Origin of the sequence: Paenibacillus thailandensis (genome assembly GCF_042685365.1) — a bacterium.
Lineage (GTDB): Bacteria > Bacillota > Bacilli > Paenibacillales > Paenibacillaceae > Paenibacillus_AP > Paenibacillus_AP thailandensis.
In genome coordinates this window covers 169,907-187,869 of record NZ_JBHUMY010000001.1, presented here as the reverse complement: position 1 = coordinate 187,869, position 17,963 = coordinate 169,907, and the positions used below count along the sequence as shown (strand labels likewise).

18 protein-coding genes and 1 pseudogene are annotated in these 17,963 nt (G+C 41.1%); all 19 read left to right on the top strand.

Features of this window, described 5'->3' with window-relative positions:
- The first annotated feature begins 65 nt into the window (after positions 1-65).
- The 19 genes and pseudogenes from ACFSW5_RS00825 to ACFSW5_RS00735 all read left to right on the top strand — a co-directional run bounded on the left by ACFSW5_RS00825 (position 66) and on the right by ACFSW5_RS00735 (position 17,764).
- The gene (locus ACFSW5_RS00825) at positions 66-854 is read left to right on the top strand and encodes a hypothetical protein (protein WP_379268692.1); all 789 of its coding nucleotides are present in this window, start codon (positions 66-68) and stop codon (positions 852-854) included.
- Positions 855-1,291: 437 nt separating this feature from the next.
- Entirely contained in the window at positions 1,292-1,870 is a 579-nt protein-coding gene (locus ACFSW5_RS00820) for a hypothetical protein (protein ID WP_379268689.1), read from the top strand.
- A 131-nt stretch (positions 1,871-2,001) separates the two neighbouring features.
- Positions 2,002-2,574, top strand: coding sequence for a hypothetical protein (locus ACFSW5_RS00815; RefSeq protein WP_379268687.1), 573 nt, complete (start codon positions 2,002-2,004; stop codon positions 2,572-2,574).
- Between the two features lie 270 nt (positions 2,575-2,844).
- A pseudogene (locus ACFSW5_RS00810) lies at positions 2,845-3,162 on the top strand (WG repeat-containing protein); the annotation flags it as partial.
- A complete protein-coding gene (locus ACFSW5_RS00805) occupies positions 3,163-3,456 on the top strand; it encodes a WG repeat-containing protein (protein WP_379268685.1) in 294 nt (97 codons plus the stop codon).
- Positions 3,457-3,569: 113 nt separating this feature from the next.
- Positions 3,570-4,019: a hypothetical protein gene (locus tag ACFSW5_RS00800; protein ID WP_080837081.1), complete on the top strand. Its 450-nt coding sequence runs from the start codon at positions 3,570-3,572 to the stop codon at positions 4,017-4,019.
- A gap of 17 nt (positions 4,020-4,036) precedes the next feature.
- Positions 4,037-4,570, top strand: a complete 534-nt coding sequence (locus ACFSW5_RS00795; RefSeq protein ID WP_379268682.1) for a hypothetical protein — start codon at positions 4,037-4,039, stop codon at positions 4,568-4,570.
- Between the two features lie 4 nt (positions 4,571-4,574).
- A complete protein-coding gene (locus tag ACFSW5_RS00790; protein WP_139787243.1) occupies positions 4,575-4,967 on the top strand; it encodes a hypothetical protein in 393 nt (130 codons plus the stop codon).
- A 104-nt stretch (positions 4,968-5,071) separates the two neighbouring features.
- Entirely contained in the window at positions 5,072-6,535 is a 1,464-nt protein-coding gene (locus ACFSW5_RS00785) for a hypothetical protein (protein WP_379268679.1), read from the top strand.
- A gap of 283 nt (positions 6,536-6,818) precedes the next feature.
- Positions 6,819-9,572: a type I restriction endonuclease subunit R gene (locus tag ACFSW5_RS00780; protein ID WP_379268676.1), complete on the top strand. Its 2,754-nt coding sequence runs from the start codon at positions 6,819-6,821 to the stop codon at positions 9,570-9,572.
- A 74-nt stretch (positions 9,573-9,646) separates the two neighbouring features.
- Positions 9,647-10,276 carry a restriction endonuclease subunit S gene (locus tag ACFSW5_RS00775; RefSeq protein ID WP_139787128.1) on the top strand — a complete coding sequence of 210 codons (630 nt, stop codon included), beginning with the start codon at positions 9,647-9,649 and terminating at the stop codon, positions 10,274-10,276.
- On the top strand, positions 10,273-11,838 hold the full coding sequence (locus ACFSW5_RS00770) for a type I restriction-modification system subunit M (RefSeq protein WP_080833603.1): 1,566 nt from the start codon (positions 10,273-10,275) through the stop codon (positions 11,836-11,838). Before ACFSW5_RS00775 ends, ACFSW5_RS00770 begins: the two co-directional genes overlap by 4 nt.
- Positions 11,831-13,051 carry a restriction endonuclease subunit S gene (locus ACFSW5_RS00765; RefSeq protein ID WP_379268673.1) on the top strand — a complete coding sequence of 407 codons (1,221 nt, stop codon included), beginning with the start codon at positions 11,831-11,833 and terminating at the stop codon, positions 13,049-13,051. Before ACFSW5_RS00770 ends, ACFSW5_RS00765 begins: the two co-directional genes overlap by 8 nt.
- 160 nt (positions 13,052-13,211) lie before the next feature.
- Positions 13,212-14,378 (top strand): ATP-binding protein, encoded by a 1,167-nt coding sequence (locus tag ACFSW5_RS00760; RefSeq protein ID WP_379268671.1) that lies wholly within the window; start codon positions 13,212-13,214, stop codon positions 14,376-14,378.
- Positions 14,379-14,577: 199 nt separating this feature from the next.
- Positions 14,578-15,090, top strand: coding sequence for a hypothetical protein (locus ACFSW5_RS00755; protein WP_379268669.1), 513 nt, complete (start codon positions 14,578-14,580; stop codon positions 15,088-15,090).
- A gap of 309 nt (positions 15,091-15,399) precedes the next feature.
- Complete coding sequence (locus ACFSW5_RS00750) at positions 15,400-15,759, top strand: hypothetical protein (protein ID WP_379268667.1); 360 nt, start codon at positions 15,400-15,402, stop codon at positions 15,757-15,759.
- Between the two features lie 153 nt (positions 15,760-15,912).
- Positions 15,913-16,281, top strand: a complete 369-nt coding sequence (locus tag ACFSW5_RS00745; protein ID WP_080837107.1) for a hypothetical protein — start codon at positions 15,913-15,915, stop codon at positions 16,279-16,281.
- Between the two features lie 16 nt (positions 16,282-16,297).
- Positions 16,298-16,618, top strand: coding sequence for a hypothetical protein (locus ACFSW5_RS00740; protein ID WP_379268664.1), 321 nt, complete (start codon positions 16,298-16,300; stop codon positions 16,616-16,618).
- A 111-nt stretch (positions 16,619-16,729) separates the two neighbouring features.
- The gene (locus ACFSW5_RS00735) at positions 16,730-17,764 is read left to right on the top strand and encodes a DUF262 domain-containing protein (protein WP_379268662.1); all 1,035 of its coding nucleotides are present in this window, start codon (positions 16,730-16,732) and stop codon (positions 17,762-17,764) included.
- The last annotated feature ends 199 nt before the right edge of the window (positions 17,765-17,963 follow it).

The following is a 17,963-nucleotide window of genomic DNA, read 5'->3' as shown; positions in this document are numbered from 1 at the left end:
TCAAGAGTACCCCATAATTTACCGATAATAATGAGATATGAATCTCAAATAGGAGTTGCTCATTGATGGAGATAAAACTGATAAACACCAGCCTTTCGTATTTAGGGGTATTCACAAAGCCAATACGCACCACAGAGTATAATGAGCCAGTTTCAGGTGATTTGATACAGTACAGGTATCAATTAAAACTTGAGGAAGAGGATTCATCTGTAGTTATTGAATTTACTTCAGGAAATGCGGAATTAGTTCCAACATGGATGCAGTATTACTTTAGTACGGATAAGTTGTCGTTGAGTAAATCTGTATTATCGAGTATGGATATCTTGATTTCTACTTCTGAAGCTCACTTGAGATATAATATCGAGCGCCTAAAGCTTCTTTTCATGGAGGACAGCAGTTTCGGGAGTGCAAGTTTCCGTATTGATGATAACGAGATAGTCCATCCGACCCTGTCCTACAAGATTGAGATTCAAGACCTCAAGATGTATTCCGGTAAAGAACTGACCTACCGAAAACGTGGGGTATATGTGGAAAGTGAAAGACCGATGATCATTTCTGAGTGCCGACATCTGATGGAATGGCTTCCTTCAGTAAGAAGGTTGAAGTTGATAAATAAAGACATCTCCAGAGGACAAAAAGAGCCAATAAAGAGTAAGCCTTATATCGTATTTGATCTTGACTACAGCGAGGACAGCCCTTCATTCCAATGGGGTAACGCACTAGGAAAAGACACGGGCGACAATTTGCATAAGTGGTATGCCTATGCAACACAATTGATCGAGGACATGGATATTAACAACCGGATTTATTCACTTCTTAAGGAAGAACTGTTGGACAAGTTGGCTTCAAAATAGGCAGCTACATAAGCGTCCATAGATAAAATATTGTCCTAAAGAGTATTAACGAGAAAAAAATCAGCTCAAACAGTGAGTTTAATATCAGTATCAGTAATCACACTTCCCCGAGGTGTGATTTTTCTTCTTCAAGGGGTTTTACGGGTTTTGGATGCCCCTTTTTTTCGCGGATTAAGGTTATTTATTTGCGTCTTAACGGAGTTGGGATCAACTTACTGATTTGAATTAAGAGGTATAGCAATATAAGTAGCTTCAAAAATTCAACAACCAATTTTAAGGAGGAAGATCGGTATGAAAAATCGCAAGTCCAGGCATCATCTCCACCCCATGGGGTATATCTTTTGTATTTGGCGGAGTTGAACAAGACCTGAGGAAATGTTTTAAGAGGTATTGCATTATAAGTAGATTCAACAAATAACTTTTTGGAGGGAATGACAATGCTAACGATTGAGGTAACCACCGGCGGTAACATTATTGACCACTTCGAGTACATGTCGCCAGGAGCGATGGGGCTAGACATGATTCCGAATGACAGCGGAACCGTTTTGAGACCAGCCCTTTTCATTAAGACAGACAAAAGCATGCGCGGCAGCTTCGGTGCGAACCCACAGATCAATATCCGAGTTGCCCCATTCGCTCTCAATGATGTATATCTCTTTAGCCTGATGGTAAAGATCGGGCGCGAATGGTATCTGGAGTCGTGGTTGAACTACCATGCTGATGGGGGTTTCGGGCATCAACTCTTTGAAGGTTTAGCAAACCAAATGCACATCCCTGTAATTATTCTTGATGAAGAAACCGAAATCGTAGCTGCCTATGAAATCAAGAATTCACTTCGGTATGGCTTCAAGGATTACCTGAAGGTTCTTGGCACCACCGAGCCTTGGACGATGGGAGAGTTCGACATGGCAAAGGCGATGGTATTAGGCACTCTCCCCCGTTTGGATATTATGTGGGGTATGCATCCTAAGCCGCCTTCCTTGAAGATCGGACTGGAGGTAACGCTTGGCAAGTAACTAGGGTTAGGGGCTAACTGCCTTTTTCGAGGCAGTTAGCTCACCTGAAAGTGCCGGATTGAGTTGTTTTAAGAGGTTGAGATATAAAGATGTGCCTGTAACGGCAACTACTATCCCGAGGAGGAAAACAAATGGAAGCTATTTTTAACGATTTGAGAAATATCAATGCCGAGAAGTTACAGCCAGAGTACAAGCGGATGTATCAAGTGATACTTGGTCTAATCGACTATTTGGACACTCTGCCACCCTATCCGTCCAAGGCGAAGTTAAGGAAGATTGGGGAAGATCTCAGTAAAGAACTGGCAGTTGGGTTTATGAAGGTCATGGGTTTGGATAACTTTTACATTGACAGTTTTAGGAAGGGAACTCCAGTAAAACAATATGTTGATGAATATGAGGTTGATCAGTGCTTACTGTCGGAACAGGATAAGAAGATAGTTGAGAAGTTAAGAAAATCGGGTTGTCGAGTATACTTTGTTTCGAGCAGCACCCTCTCCCAGCTTGACGAAGTCTATTTCGATATGACGACCTATTATTATGTTCCGACCAACATCATGCAATTTGAAAATCCGAAAGGTAAGTTTCGGATAAATAGTCAGGATATCATATCATTCTTTTATAAGACTCTATCCGATGCTTGTAGGGGTAAGATCTTGAAGCATTCGGTGATGGACTCAAATTTGTTGGATTTTCTTAAAAAGTAACAAGGTTAAGATTACGTAAAATTCGGCACTTATCTTTATCAGTTGCCGAAAGTTAATTATCGGTAAAGTTTATCCAGGCTAATATTGGTCGATCATGCGAGATGAAATCTTAGAAAGTTAGCAATCACACTTCCTTTAGGAGTGGTTGCTGACTTAGGGGGTAACGGTTTAGGTTTGCCTTCTGATGGAGTTGAGGACATTCGTAAGGAGTTGATTCTATTGGAGGACTTAAATTAAGAGGTTTAGCAATATAAGTAGTATCACAAATTCATTCCAGAGAGGAAGAGTGTACTGAATAATCCAAAGTATCTCGTACAAACATCCGTCAAGTTTAAGCCAGGCTTAGCAGTTATCAAGCAGCTCCAGAGCAACGAGTATGGCGCGGATCAGTACTTCTATGGTTTAATCGATGCCCAAGGAAACGAGATCGTCCCTTGCGAGTGCCAGTACTTTGCTCCAATCGAACACGGTTTAATCCGTACTGAGGATCGAAATGGTTTAGTCGGTATCCTCGACCAAGCCGGTAATTTCGTCGTTCCCTTCTCAAGGGGGTATCAATCGGTAAGCGGTTTCCATGAAGGTTTTGCTTTGGTTAGAGACGCAAACCTTCCCACAGGATACGGCTACATTGATCTGAACGGAGATGAAGTCATCCCACTCCAGTACGCCAACGCGGGTTACTTTCATAATGGATTAGCGGCTGTACAGAATTTCGATGGCAAGTGGGGGGGGTTCATCGACTTGAAGGGCAAGCTGATCATCCCCTCTCAATTTGACGAGATCATCAGGGACTTCGAGAACGGTTTTGCCATCGTTCGTAATAAGGACAACCGCTGGAGTGTTAACAAAGATGGAACTGAGATACCTATCGATGATGGTTAGCATTAAGCAAGGCACAATTGCACCATTTTTCAGTTCGGGGCATTGACTCACTTTTGCATAATGTGTTAAAATGACACCATAAGTGAAAACGACATTGATATGAGGTGTTAAAGATGGATGAAAAAACTCGACTGAACTTGTCTCTATCCCAGGACATTGATGATGCACTGACTAACCTTGCCGACAAGACGAAAATGAGTAAGAACTCCCTAATCAACTTGGCTTTATCGAAGCTCTTAGTTGAATTTGGGGTAATCGACCTGCATAAAGAAACACAGGAAAAGACGGAGATATTAAAGAGTACTGATTATTGCGATCTCTTGAAGCAGGGACGGCTGGAGCTTGGTGAATTCATTTGCACCATCGAACGGATAACTGTAAAGACAAGTGGTGAAGATGAGATTCGCTTCGCCTACTACAAGAAGAACAAAAATGATAACGAACGATTGATCTTAAGACCGCTTGATATTAATGAGAACGAACTCCTGATGCTGTTTGCTGATGCTGTCAGTAAAAATGTTTTCACGTCAGATTTCCAACGCAAGTTGAAAGCCATTTTGTAGATCGGAGGTGATTGAAGATGAGCAAGAAGATATTTAAGGATAAATTTCGTACTGGAACTAATATGGTCAATATTGGCTGGCAAAGCAATGTTGAGAAAGAGTTAGGTATTGAGGGATTGAAGCAATTCGGATACATCTCGGGGTATAAAGATGCAGCGGACGATCTTGTTGATAAGGTTTTAGGGATCAGTTTAGCCGATGCTTATGTGTTCCCTATTGTATTTCTTTATCGTCAGTATTTAGAGCTTGTTCTGAAAAATCTTTATGTGAAGATTTATGATAAAAGCACCAAGATGGATCACGATTTATCGAAGATATGGGAAAAGGTGAGAAAGAAAATCAAGGATGAAACTACAAAAGAGGGTCGTGAGCTTATTGACTCTGTAATCGAAGAGTTTCAACAAGTCGACCCGAGATCATTCCACTTCCGTTATTTCTGGAGGCTTGATTATTCATCTACTCTGCCTGATGAAATGTCAGTCGATCTCGGATTATTGAAGGAATGTATCGATAAAGTGGATACAATTCTTTATGGCAGTTATGGGGGTTAATATTGTGAGTATATGGAAAGAACACGACATTGAAACCAAAATTGTAGATATTCTTTCTGAAATAACTTATCAGAGTAAACCCGATCATCACTTTGGCATCCCATTTATAACGGCATATCAATTGGCTATCGAAGTAAAAAAGCGACATCCAGAAATCGTTAAAGACTTGGGGTATAAAGTCGGCGGTCAGGGAACTAATGAACAAAATTCACTGTCTCAATACCTCGCACAGCAACTATCCCAAAGAATTAAGTCAGGGGAGATCAGCAACATTGAGGGAGCGTTTCTTTCGAACCAAAACCTTGAGGAGATCGCATTCGATAACAATGGAGAAAGATTAGTGTCCTCCCTGACTGATTCTCAGTATGACCTGTCAATGTATCGGATCATCAAGTAACATTTATCAATTTGACCTAACTGACATTTGATCTTGCAGGAATTATGTCACTAATTGACGAACATATTAGAAAAGATTGTTGACTGTTACTGGGGGTCGGTTCGATGAAATTAAAGGTATATTTCTCTGACTTTTTTGAAATAAAACCAAGTGTCCTTGAGAATTATGGTGCATTTGATATTTCGCTTATTAATGATTTACCTTTATTCATTGACCCGTTTCTATTATTTAATAGTCCGAAGAAAGAATACCAGATGTTACATAACAATATTCTAAAGTATTTAAGATTCCTTAGGGATAAAGCACAGAGTGGAATGATTTCCGATGGGCTTTTACGGGCATGGTATATGTTTCCCGAGATTAAGCAGAACTGGTTTGGATTCTGTCGTAATGGAAATGGAGGAAGTGGCTTAGGTAGAGATTTTGCAGTTGCGCTCCATGAAAATCTAGGAAATCTATTTTCTGATTTCGGTAAAGAGAAGATTACACAGGGTAGTCATCTTGAAAAATTATGTATTATAAAGGAAAACGTAGGTCGCGATAATATTAGCGACTTTACCACGAGATTAATACATGAGTATCTTTTGGGGTATACTCAGGCTTTTGCTTTGAAGCATTTGAAACCGAAATTTACGAGAAAAGTCCATGTTCAGAACGTTAGGTTTAATTATGAGACTGAAACATGGGAAAGAGATTTTTTCACCTTGCCTTATTTTAATAATGACTATGTGCTTCTAACGCCAGTCGACATACTAACTAAAGATGATACGTGGATTAATAAGTCTGATATCGTAAAAGACTTTGCATTGATTCCGGAATGTATTGATAATGAGCAGCTTCGGGAACAAATTAATAATTATTTCTATATGGCGTTGCCTAAGAAGCATTCTGCTAAAGACCGCAGCTATGCTGTTAGCAAAGTAATAGTTGAATATCCTGAATTTATTGATTATTATATTAAATTCAAAGAACAACATGGGGATGAGGCGGAAGCTAGTAGCCTTGAAAAAGTGAAAGAGTCAGCGACATTCTATGTTGAGCAGTTTAAGCAGTTAATACATTTATTAAAATCGGAGACTGATTTTTATCGAACATCAGGGAATACATTTGAAGAGTCCTTGCAAAGAGTAATCTATTTGAAAAATGTTATTGAGAATAATGATGGGTATAGGATATTTTATTCAAATGGTTTGCCAATTAAGAAAGAGGAAGACCTACAAATACTGTATAGATTAACTTGGTTTGCAACCGTCTCTGATGTAAATAGAGAAGTCAATAACGGAAGGGGTCCAGTTGATTTTAAGATTTCCCGAGGAAGCAAAGATAAGACCTTGGTTGAGTTCAAATTGGCAAGCAATTCTCAGTTAAGAAGAAACTTGAAGAACCAAGTTTCTATTTATGAAAAAGCAAACGAGACTGGCAAGTCGATTAAAGTGATTATATATTTCACCGAGCATGAGTTTAAGAAAGTTGATAGAATACTGAAAGAATTAGGGTTACATGGGTCAAAAAACATCGTCTTAATCGATGCTCGAAACGACAATAAACCGTCAGCATCTACTGCGTAAGAAGGCTAAGTAGAAAAAGAGGAACTCCCATGAAAGATAAGAGGTTTGTTGCATCCATTAATACTTGTAAATTGAAAATTGAGATCACCCAAACCGGCACTTATGCCGGTTTTTGTTGTAATAACTTAAAATGGTGATTAACCTTGCAGGGTATCAATTGAAGATGTTGTTTCGGTTGTTCTAGATCAATCTGGGTCTTTAGAAGGATAACGATAGAACATTGTAGAATAATATAAGAAACCAATGTATGAGGAGTATAAGTTATCTAAGGAGGTTCTGAATTTTGTCCTATCAATCAGAAGCCCAACTGGAGAAAAATTTGATTGAGCAGCTTGTTCGTCAAGGCTACGAGCGAGTGACCATAAGTGACTACGATTCAATTATCGAAAACTTTAGACAGCAGTTGAATAGGTTCAATGAGAAGAAATTAAACGGTCAGCCATTGACCGATGCCGAGTTCAGTCGGTTCCTGACACAGATTGACGGCAAGAGTATTTTCGACTCCGCAAAGATTCTCCGGGATAAACAAGTGTTCCAACGTGATGATGGAACCGAGGTTTACCTTGAGCTGATGAATACTCGTGATTGGTGCAAGAACATCTTTCAGGTCACCAATCAGACCACAGTCGAAGGAAAGTATAAGAACCGTTATGATGTAACAATATTCATTAACGGCTTACCTGTGGTTCAAATCGAGTTAAAGCGCCGCGGCTTAGACTTCAAAGAGGCGTTCAACCAGATCCAACGGTATCGAAAACACTCCTTCAAGGGGTTATATCGCTATCTGCAGATGTTTGTTGTCAGTAATGGGGTTGATACGAAATATTTTGCGAACTCGGATGGTGACATCCTGTTTTCGCATACCTTCTTCTGGTCGGATGCAGAAAATAATCGGATCACCAATCTAAGCGATTTTGCCGCCAGCTTCTTAGAAAGATGCCACATGGCGAAGATGGTCGCCCGTTACATGGTATTGAACGAAACCGAAAAGCTATTAATGGTTATGCGACCGTATCAAGTCTATGCTGTCGAAGCACTTATTAAGCGTGCCTTAGAAACCAAGAATAATGGTTACATCTGGCATACCACTGGTAGCGGTAAGACGTTGACATCATTTAAGGCGAGTCAAATCCTTGCCAATGAACCACACATTAAGAAAGTATTCTTTCTCGTTGACCGTAAGGATTTGGATAGCCAGACCTTGGCGGAGTTTAACAAGTTTGAACCCGATTCGGTGGACATGACGGATGATACGAATAAACTGGTATCACAAATTTCGGACTTAACGAAGCCATTGATCGTTACTACAATTCAAAAGATGGCGAACGCGATAAAAAATCCGCGATATGAGCAGATTATGAAGCCGTATCAGCAAGAGCGGGTCGTATTTATTATTGATGAGTGTCACCGCAGCCAGTTTGGTAAGATGAAAAGACTCGTCGACAATCATTTTAAAGAGGCGCAGTATTTTGGCTTCACGGGGACACCTTTGTTCGAGGTAAATAAAAGTCAGGACGGTCGGGTAACTGCCGATATTTTTGAAAAATGTCTACATACGTATCTGATTAAAGATGCGATTCATGATGGTAATGTCTTGGGGTTTTCGGTGGATTATATCCAGACCGTTGATGTTTCGATTGACGAGAAGGATCAGACCCGCATAAAAGGAATTTTGACTGATGAAGTTTGGATGCATGATGATCGTATCCGTTTAATCGCTGAGAATATCATTACCCATCATGACCGTAAATCGCGCAGCAAGGGGTATACGGGGTTATTCACTGTAGACAGCATTCCAATGCTGATCAAGTATTACGACACTTTCAAATCGTTGTCTCATAATTTCAAGATTGCAGCTATCTTCACCTATGGTCAGAATGAAGATAGTGAGGGTGACGGACAAGACGAGCATTCGCGAGATAGCCTTGAACGTATAATCAAGGACTACAATGCCATGTTCGGCACCAATTTCTCTACCGATAAGTATCAGGGGTATTTTGCCGATGTTTCAAGACGAGTTAAGACCGCTCAAATCGATATTCTGTTGGTAGTCAATATCTTTTTGACGGGATTCGACAGCAAGACCTTGAACATCCTCTACATGGATCGCTTTTTGAAGTATCACAATTTGATCCAAGCCTTTTCTCGCACCAATCGTACAGAGAAAGCGACCAAGCCCTACGGAAATATCGTCTGTTTCCGTAACTTGAAGGAAGATACCGACGAAGCGATCAAGTTGTTCTCGAAGACGGACAATGTTGACGATGTCCTGATGAAAAGCTATGAAGAGTACCTTCAAATGTTTAGGGCAGCATTGGCGAAAGTAAAAGCCCTCGCCACTACGCCAGCGGAAGTAGATGCATTGGAGCGAGAGGAAGAAAAACAGGAGTTTGTGGTTAGCTTCCGCGAGCTTACCAAGTATCTGACTCGTCTCCAGACTTTCACCGAGTTTGAATTCGACCCAGCTCGATTAGGTATCAACGAGCAGGAGTACCAGGACTATAAGAGCAAGTATCTCCGAATTTATGATGAAGTAAAGCGCGGCGGGGGTAAGGAATCGATTTTGGCGAACGTGGACTTCCTGATCGAGTTAATGCATACCGACCGGATCAATGTCAGCTACATTATGAATCTGATCCGTAACATCGATTTCGACAATCAGGAAGAACGGGACAAATCGATAAAGGATATTGAAGGTGAGATTGATCGGGCAGACAATGAGCAGCTTCGACTCAAGGCAAATTTGCTGAAAGAGTTCTTGCGTAAAGTCGTACCAACCCTAACGAATGCTGATTCAGTAGATGATAACTATAATGCGTTCGAGCAAGAAGAACGTATGAAGGAAATCGAGGCGTTTGCAGGTGAAGTGGGGTTATCGCCTGAAGCGATCCAAAGTTTTGTTCAGGAATATGAGTATGGTGGACTTGTTAATCAGCAAGAGATAAGTGATGCGGTCAAGTTACCGTTCCTACAAAAGAGAGCGATGATTCAACGGATTATTGAATTCATCACCGAGCATACCAAACGCTTTTCGTAGTGCTATTTATAAAAATAGCAGGAAAGGGATTGCCTTTTCTGCTGTTTTTTATTATGATGGAGATGTTGAAATGAATGCTATTTAACGAAATAGCAAAGGGGAGGGCTGGTTTGTATTTAGAACAATGTGCATCAGTTGTGCAAGGAGCATTTTTAGCGCGTATCCAGACATCACCTTCAATGGATGCAGTTAAGCTTCCGGTCTACACGATGAAGGAAATGAATGAGTGGTTAAGTCCCGATCCCACATCATCAGAAAATCAGCAAGATGTTCTTGTAGATCAACATCGTTTGGGGTCTTTACCGCTCGCCAAAGAGGGGTTAGTCTTAATTAGCTTGACTGGACAACGAGCAGTGGCATTGCAACAGGAGCATGCAGGTAAGCTGATCCCCTCTAACTTTGCCATCATCGAGCCTACAAGTGAATTACATCCTGACTACCTAGAGTGGTTTATCAATGAGCATCCAGATTGTCGCAAACAGTTGAAGATTGCTACTCAAGGAACGAGCGTCACATCCTTATCTATTCAAATGCTTAGGACTTTGGAAATTATTTTGCCACCTATGGACGATCAAGTGAAGATTGGTAGCGTCCACAGATTATTACATCGAAAAAATCGTCTACTTCAGGAGAGAATCGTATGGGAACAGCAGTATATCAAGCAAATATTAATGGGGTATCTAAAGGAGGAGGTAAGCAGATGACAACGACTGAGTTACAGCGTTATCAACAGGGCGAATTACATAAGAAGCTTTGGGATATGGCGAACGACCTTCGGGGTCAACTTGAAGCTTACGAGTTTAAGGACTATATTCTCGGTTTGATCTTTTATCGCTTCTTATCAGAGAAAACGGAGGATCGGGCTAACAAATTGCTCGAGGAAGATAACATTTCTTATAAAGATGCTTGGAAGGATCAAGCTTATCGTGAAGGATTAAAGGATCAACTTATTCGGGAGATTGGTTACGTTATCGAACCCGACTATCTGTTTTCAAGCATGATTGAGGAAATTGCTAAGGGAGAACAAGGTAAGTTCGATATTGAAATGTTACAGAAAGCAGTCACTGCTGTAACTGAATCAACATTAGGAGCGGAAAGCCAGGAAGAATTCCGTAATCTGTTTGAAGATATGGACTTATCATCTTCAAAATTGGGTCGTGATGTGAAGTCTCGTTCCAAAGTTATTGCAAAAGTAATGGTTAATATCAATAGCATACCTTTCACACATGATGATGCGGATATTGATATTTTAGGGGATGCATATGAGTATTTAATTGGTCAGTTTGCAGCTCACGCGGGTAAAAAAGCTGGCGAATTCTACACCCCACCGCAAGTTTCAAAAATCATTGCCAAAATAGTGACACTAGGTAAGCAGAATTTAAGAAATGTCTATGACCCTACCTGCGGTTCGGGATCGTTGCTTTTGCGGGTTAACAAGGAAGCAAAAGTGCGGAAGTTTTATGGACAGGAGAAAACGTCCACTACGTACAACTTGGCTCGTATGAACATGCTCTTGCATGATGTATCTTATCATAACTTCGATATTCAGAATGCCGATAGTTTAGAGGAGCCGCGGCATCTTGATATGCGCTTCGAAGCCGTAGTAGCCAATCCCCCCTACTCTGCTAAATGGAGTGCAGATGAGAAGTTCCTGCAGGACGAGCGATTCAGTGCCTACGGTAAACTGGCTCCAGCATCCAAAGCGGATTTCGCATTTGTGCAACATATGATTCATCACCTTGATGATAATGGAACAATGGCAGTGGTTCTTCCCCACGGGGTATTGTTCCGCGGCGCGGCAGAAGGGGTTATTCGTAAGTACCTAATCGAAGAAAAGAACTACTTGGATGCTGTTATCGGCTTACCAGCCAACATCTTCTTTGGGACAACGATCCCAACGTGTATCCTTGTGTTCAAAAAGTGCCGAGAAGCGAATGACAACATTCTGTTTATCGATGCTTCCAACGATTTCGAGAAAGGGAAGAACCAAAATCGTCTTCGAGATGCAGATGTGGAGAAGATCGTTGAAACCTATAAGACACGGCAGACCATTGAGAAGTATTCATATGCCGCTAGTCTAGACGAAGTTAGGTCGAATGATTTCAACCTGAACATTCCTCGCTATGTTGATACGTTTGAGGAAGAAGAAGCGATAGATATTCAAGCCATTCAAACTCGATTAAAGGAAATTGACGATGAGATTTCGAGTATAGATCAAGAGTTGGAAAAGTATTTTAAAGAGTTGGGGGTCAGAGTCAATGAGTAGGAGTCCTAATCTGCGTTTCAATAGTTTCACTGACCCTTGGAATCCAGTGGAACTGGGGTCGCTATGTGAGATAAACCCTAAAAGTGATCCTATCCCTAACGAGTTTGTATATATAGACCTTGAAAGTGTTGAATCGGGGCAATTATATGAAATAAATGTTATCAGAAAAGAGGATGCTCCAAGCCGGGCACAAAGACTTTTAAGAGAGAAAGATGTTCTATTTCAAACTGTTAGACCTTATCAAAAGAATCATTATATCTTTAAAGATGTTTTTGACCTTCCAGTCGTTGCATCCACAGGATTTGCTCAATTACGTAATGAAAAATCAAGTGAATTTATATATCACTTACTTTATTCAAGCAGATTTGAAAAACAGGTTTTAATACGATGTACAGGTTCAAATTACCCTGCGATAAACAGTGCAGATCTATCGGAAATTGAGGTTTTTGTTCCTTCTATATTAGAACAACAAAAAATCGCGTCCTTTTTCTCCCTTCTCGATCAAAAGATCGTGAAGCAACAGGAGAAGATCGAACAGCTGGAGTTGTTCAAGAAAGGCATGCTCCAGAAGATTTTCTCACAGGAGCTTCGGTTCAAGGATGAGAATGGGCAGGAATTTCCTGAATGGGATTCATCGGTCTTAGAGGAATTAGGTTCGTTTATTAGAAATTACAGTTTTTCACGCAGTGTTGAGGGAGAAGGGGAATATCAACATGTTCATTACGGTGATATTCACTCTAAATTCTCGGGAGTGATTACTTCAAAGACGGAGCTTCCGTCATTAAGTGTTGATACTGAAACAACATACACACTTCTTGAAGACGGAGATGTAGTATTTGCTGATGCATCCGAAGACACTTCCGATCTTGGTAAGAGTGTTGTTCTTCTTGAGGTGGACAATAGGAAAATAATTGGAGGACTACATACCCATTGTTTTAGACCTGATAGCCGCCTTGACCCGTTGTTTTTGCACTTCTTTACTCAAACTGTTGAATACAGGAAGTTTATCAATGTAAATGCAAATGGGGTATCAGTCTTTGGACTGTCTAAGCCAGCATTAGCAAGTTTGGAAGTACCGTTACCTTACATCAAGGAGCAACAAAAGATATCCAGTTTCCTCTATAAGTTATCGAGGAAAATAGAACTGCTTAGAATGAAAAAGATTGAGCTTGAAGTAATGAAAAAAGGTTTTATGAGTCAGATGTTTATTTAATACAAATTGGGGGGAGTTATTGCACTTCCCCACTATTATTCTTCTTTGCGATCCTAGGCATGATATTTGTTGATTGGCAGATAGGGATCTATTAACCGGCACAATGCCGGTTTTTGTTATAATTTAGGCGAATGTGAGTCAGTTAAGGACGGTGACAATCTTGCGGGGTATCGACTTAGAAGACGAAATAAAGGCTCTGATCCTTTCCAAACGCGAAGATGATTATTGGGACTTCAAGGAGAAGCACCATTCCAATAAAGCCAACTTGTTACACGACATCATCTGTATGGCAAACAACCGAGTAGACAGGGACGCCTACATCATCTTCGGTATCGCGGATGGCACTTTCAATATTGTCGGGGTCGAGCATGACGAAAACCGTAGAAATCAACAGCAAATGATCGACTTCCTAAAATCTAAGAAGTTTGTCTCGGGAAACCGACCCCGAGTCGAGATGCGGACGTTATTTCTTGACGGTCACGAAGTCGATGTTCTGATCGTCAAAAATAGCACCGACACACCTTATTTTTTAACCGAGGACTTCTCCGACAACGGCAGAAAGGTTCGTGCCAACTACATCTACACCCGAGTCGGAGACACCAATACCGACATTGATAAGAGCGCGGACGTCAACAACATCGAATACCTCTGGAAGAAACGTTTTTTACTGACCAGATCCCCTTTCGAGCAGATCATGAAGCGCCTTGAGAACAAGGACGAATGGAAAAACGATGAATATGTCTATTACAACATCTACAATCCCGAGTTTACGATCACACTTGAGGATGATGATGAAGGACCAGAATTGTTACCCGAATTTTATGCGTATGCAATGTATAATGAATCAACAATGTATCAGATGCTGAACATCAAGTATTTCGGAACGCAGCTATATGGTAGACAGGTGGCTTTGCTTGATAGCGGTCGCTACACCACACCTGTTCCTGAATGGGGTTATCTCTTTTTCGGGGAGTTCAAGATCCATCCCGACTACGCCTTCAAGTATTTTATCAAGGGCAGTCCTCACTACAAGTTGAACGAGTTCCTATACGATGAAGATAACCACGAACAGGGGTATGCGCGGCGAAGATTTTTCGAAGTCGTTCTGTTATTTGAGGATACGCTGGAGAAGGAGGCTTTTCTTGAGTACGTCCACCTACAGAAAGACGAGTTTCTGAATAGATTAGCAGCCCTTGATGGCGAGTATTCATGGATCGAGTCCAACACCAAACGTCAACAGGAGCAAATCGTGATCCGCTTGAAAACGGGGAAAGTCTTAAATCAGATGCTTAAAGAATTCCGTCACAAGGGTCGTTTAGAAAGATGATATGTTTGTCACATTCTCCTACTCACAACACTCCAATCACAATCCCAAATTACTCTATCATGAGTGGTTAAGGGGTTTGACTGTGTTTATTTTTTGGATAATTTCGCTGATACAATTTACAAAATTGTAGTAGTAAAAATTGTTCTATAAGTGGATGAGTGACTCCATCCCTTATTATTTGGAAAGGGAGGCGTTAATTGTGGCAAACATCTTTAAGGAACTGAAAAGGGAACTTGGTTTATTGAATGCTGAAAAGCATTTAAGACGGGTGCCATTGGAATTGGAACTGATTCGGGAGAAGATTATTTCAATTGAAGAAGTCTTTGACTTCGCCAAAGAATATGCGACTTCAGTTCATCATCAATCGAGTAGCAATGTCGGTGATCGACTTAACTATTATTTAACCGAAGGAAACTTGAATCATAGGAAAGTCGCAAGTTATTTTAAGGTTCCTCCTGCAACAGTTGCAGGTAATATTCATTATGCTTCAAAAGCCTGTTCTACTTTGCTTGGAGATGTAGTAAACCGCTTGATGGAAGCCGAAGATCTTGAAACAGTCCGAGCTTCTTTATCAGATTTCCGTCAAATCAAGAAATCTGTAATGAATCATTACGATCTGCCGGAGATCCTATTAAAAAAAGTCCAAAAGCGGAAGGGTAAATCTTCGCCTTACATCAAGAGTTCACCCTATATCGTCATCCCAAGTAAGTAGTAAGAATCGCAGGGGTATAGCTTGTAGATGCGCTAAATTTTTGTACCTACCATTTTTCCGAGGATACTTTATCCGCCGCGCAGCACCTTATCAAGAATTTATCGGCTGATCTGAAGGACAAGATCACGTTTTATGAGGAAGATCAACCGTTGACGATGGACATGGTCTATATCGTGTTTATCAAATAACACTTATCGAGACGAAATGAGTTAGTTGTCTTTCTAGTTGAAAGGATCAACCCGTTTACGTTTTGCATCCGAATCGCCATCTGATTTACATTGGTATATCGAAAAATCAGGAGGCGATCACATGATTCAACTTTCATCGGAAGATGTCCTTTTGCTGGTAAACAAATGGGTATCGGACTTGGCGAGGGAGAACTACATCAATCCAGTTTTCAACGGATATCACAACGGACAGTATGGCAGCTATACAAAGAGTTCTGGCTTCTACACAAGCATTCGTTTTGAAAAGGGTGACCTTGATGTTTGCATTGATCATCAAGATGAAGGTGATAAGTTTAATGTCACCATTCTAAATGATATTGATGGTGAGCAGTTGGCGTGGGTTAACCCGACCTCCCTTACGAAGTTGAAAGAGCTTCTTGAAATGATGAAGCAACCGCCCGCCGCGCTGGTAAAGTACATCAAAGAGCAAGCATCTCGTTAATCCAATCGAAGCCGTTCTTTACCTAATCAGGGGTATCGAACGGCTTTTCTTTTGCCCTCCCCCTTCTCGCCTTCTCGATCATCCTTGAAGTTCCTTGCAATTTCCAAGCAATTACGGTAACTTACAAGCACAATTGCAAAGGAGGGGTTAAAATTGCACGAAAATGGTTTCCCAAAAGCCGGTCACGTATCTGCTCTGAATAGTCCTGATTCTTTGCCTTGGTCGCCATCCAAAGAAGCTCAAAATCCAGACGAATTGCCTTCATTAATCAGGCAGTCCCTTGAGGATAGTCGATATATTGAGCTTGATGCCCAGTCTACCGATGAATTTGTCCATCTGGATGGACATCAGTCGGAGATTATGAAGCAGTTAAAAGACAGCTTTACTGCATCCCAATTCGAGCAACTGGAGATCTGGCGCAAGGTGAATCAGGACAACATGTCTCGAAGGTATGAAGGGGTTTACTTAGCCGGAGCCAGGATCGGGATCAAGTTTGCCAAGCAATGCGAGAGCATTGGTTAAAAGGAGGGTATTCTTCTTGGAATGTCGCTATCGGAATGTAACTCAGAAGACCTTGACGGAGGACATCGGTTTACCTGCTTGTATTGGTTCGGCACTTTCAAATGAGATGAGGTTGATCGTTTTAGCCAATCGGGAAAAAGACGTACCTGAGGAAGATCGAAATCTTGAGCAGCAGCTTATAGCAGATCTGAAAATATCCTTGTCTGATGACCAGCTTGAACTATTAACTGCCCTGCAGGAAGTGATGGACAGGAAGTCATTATTCGTTAAGGAGTTTATGTTTTTCAGTGGGGTCAAGCAAGGGATCAGCTTCTACAAAGCGTATCATTCTATTTAATTTCTCGATCTCCCGTTTGGGTGGCTATTGACGCAATATACGATAGCTCGGATTAAGTGGTAAAATAAAAAGAGTCTTTTGATTAAAGTTCCTCTCAAAGGTGGGATAATTTTGGCAAGATCAACAGTTCAGTGGACAACGTATCAATTAGTCAAGATGAAGAATCAAATCAATTTCGACCTCCCCTTCCAACGTCGATACGTTCGCCGGAAGGATCGTAGTTGGCAAAGTCTCTTAATGCACACTGTCTTGACCGATGGCTACATTCCGAATCTGTTGGTTTGGAAAAATGGTGATAGTCTCGAAAGTAATTCAAGAAGCAAGACGAAAAACATTTATTATGCAGTTGATTGTCTCCAGCGTTTGAACACTTTGTTTTTATTCATTGATGATGGCTTCGCTTTGACCGATGATATTCCTTTGGTAGGAGAACAATCTGTTTCAGGTTTGAAGTTTAGTGGGTTGCCGGAAGATCTTCAGCAAGCAGTGATGGGGTATAGCTTTGCTGTTACAATTTTCGATGAGTCATATTCACTTGAGGATGTAGAGGAAATCTTCTACCGCGTTAACCAGACCAAGCCGTTATCTGACATCGAGCAATCTCAGGTTTTGCTCGGAGAAGATAATCGTTCGGTGTTGAAACATATTACGGATTCTGCGTTGTTCAGAAACGTCAACTTTACTAAAGCTGATTTAGAGGGTTATGTTGATCGGAAAACGGCAGTTCAAGTCATTGCCCTTCTTTCTGGACGGGACATGTCCTTTTCTGGCAAAGATATGAAGTTGTATATGCGAGAAATCGGGAAATCGCCAATTGACACTAAGATTGTAGCTGAGATCGAAAAGCTCTCCGAGTATATGATGGAGGGCTTCCAAGATTGGACATCAAAAATGTTTAAGAGCCTGAAGAAATCCGTTGTCCCTTCGCTTTTTATTACGGCGAGAAAGGCGAATGAAATGGATTTGCCCGCGGCAGGGTTCGGACAATGGGCGCAAAAGTTCCTGATTGATGAATACGACAAGGACTCTGAGTTCGGTGAGACCCTAAGTAGAAAAACGGCTAACAAAGAGGTTATTCAACGCCGAACAGATCTTATGGTTCAAAGTATGGAATCCTTCGCCAATGCCGTTGCTCAGAGCAATTGAATTTTGATCCGAAATACAAGAACGATTGATCTGTTACCACGAAAGAGACATTGCAAATGCTCATCACGCAGTGTCTCTTTTTATTTGAAGTTAAGCATTGACAAACAGACTGGTAAATCGCAATTGAAACACTGATTGGCGATTTTCCTAGTAAATTTGAACCCCCCTCAAAGGGGTAATCATCTTTAAGATTTACCTA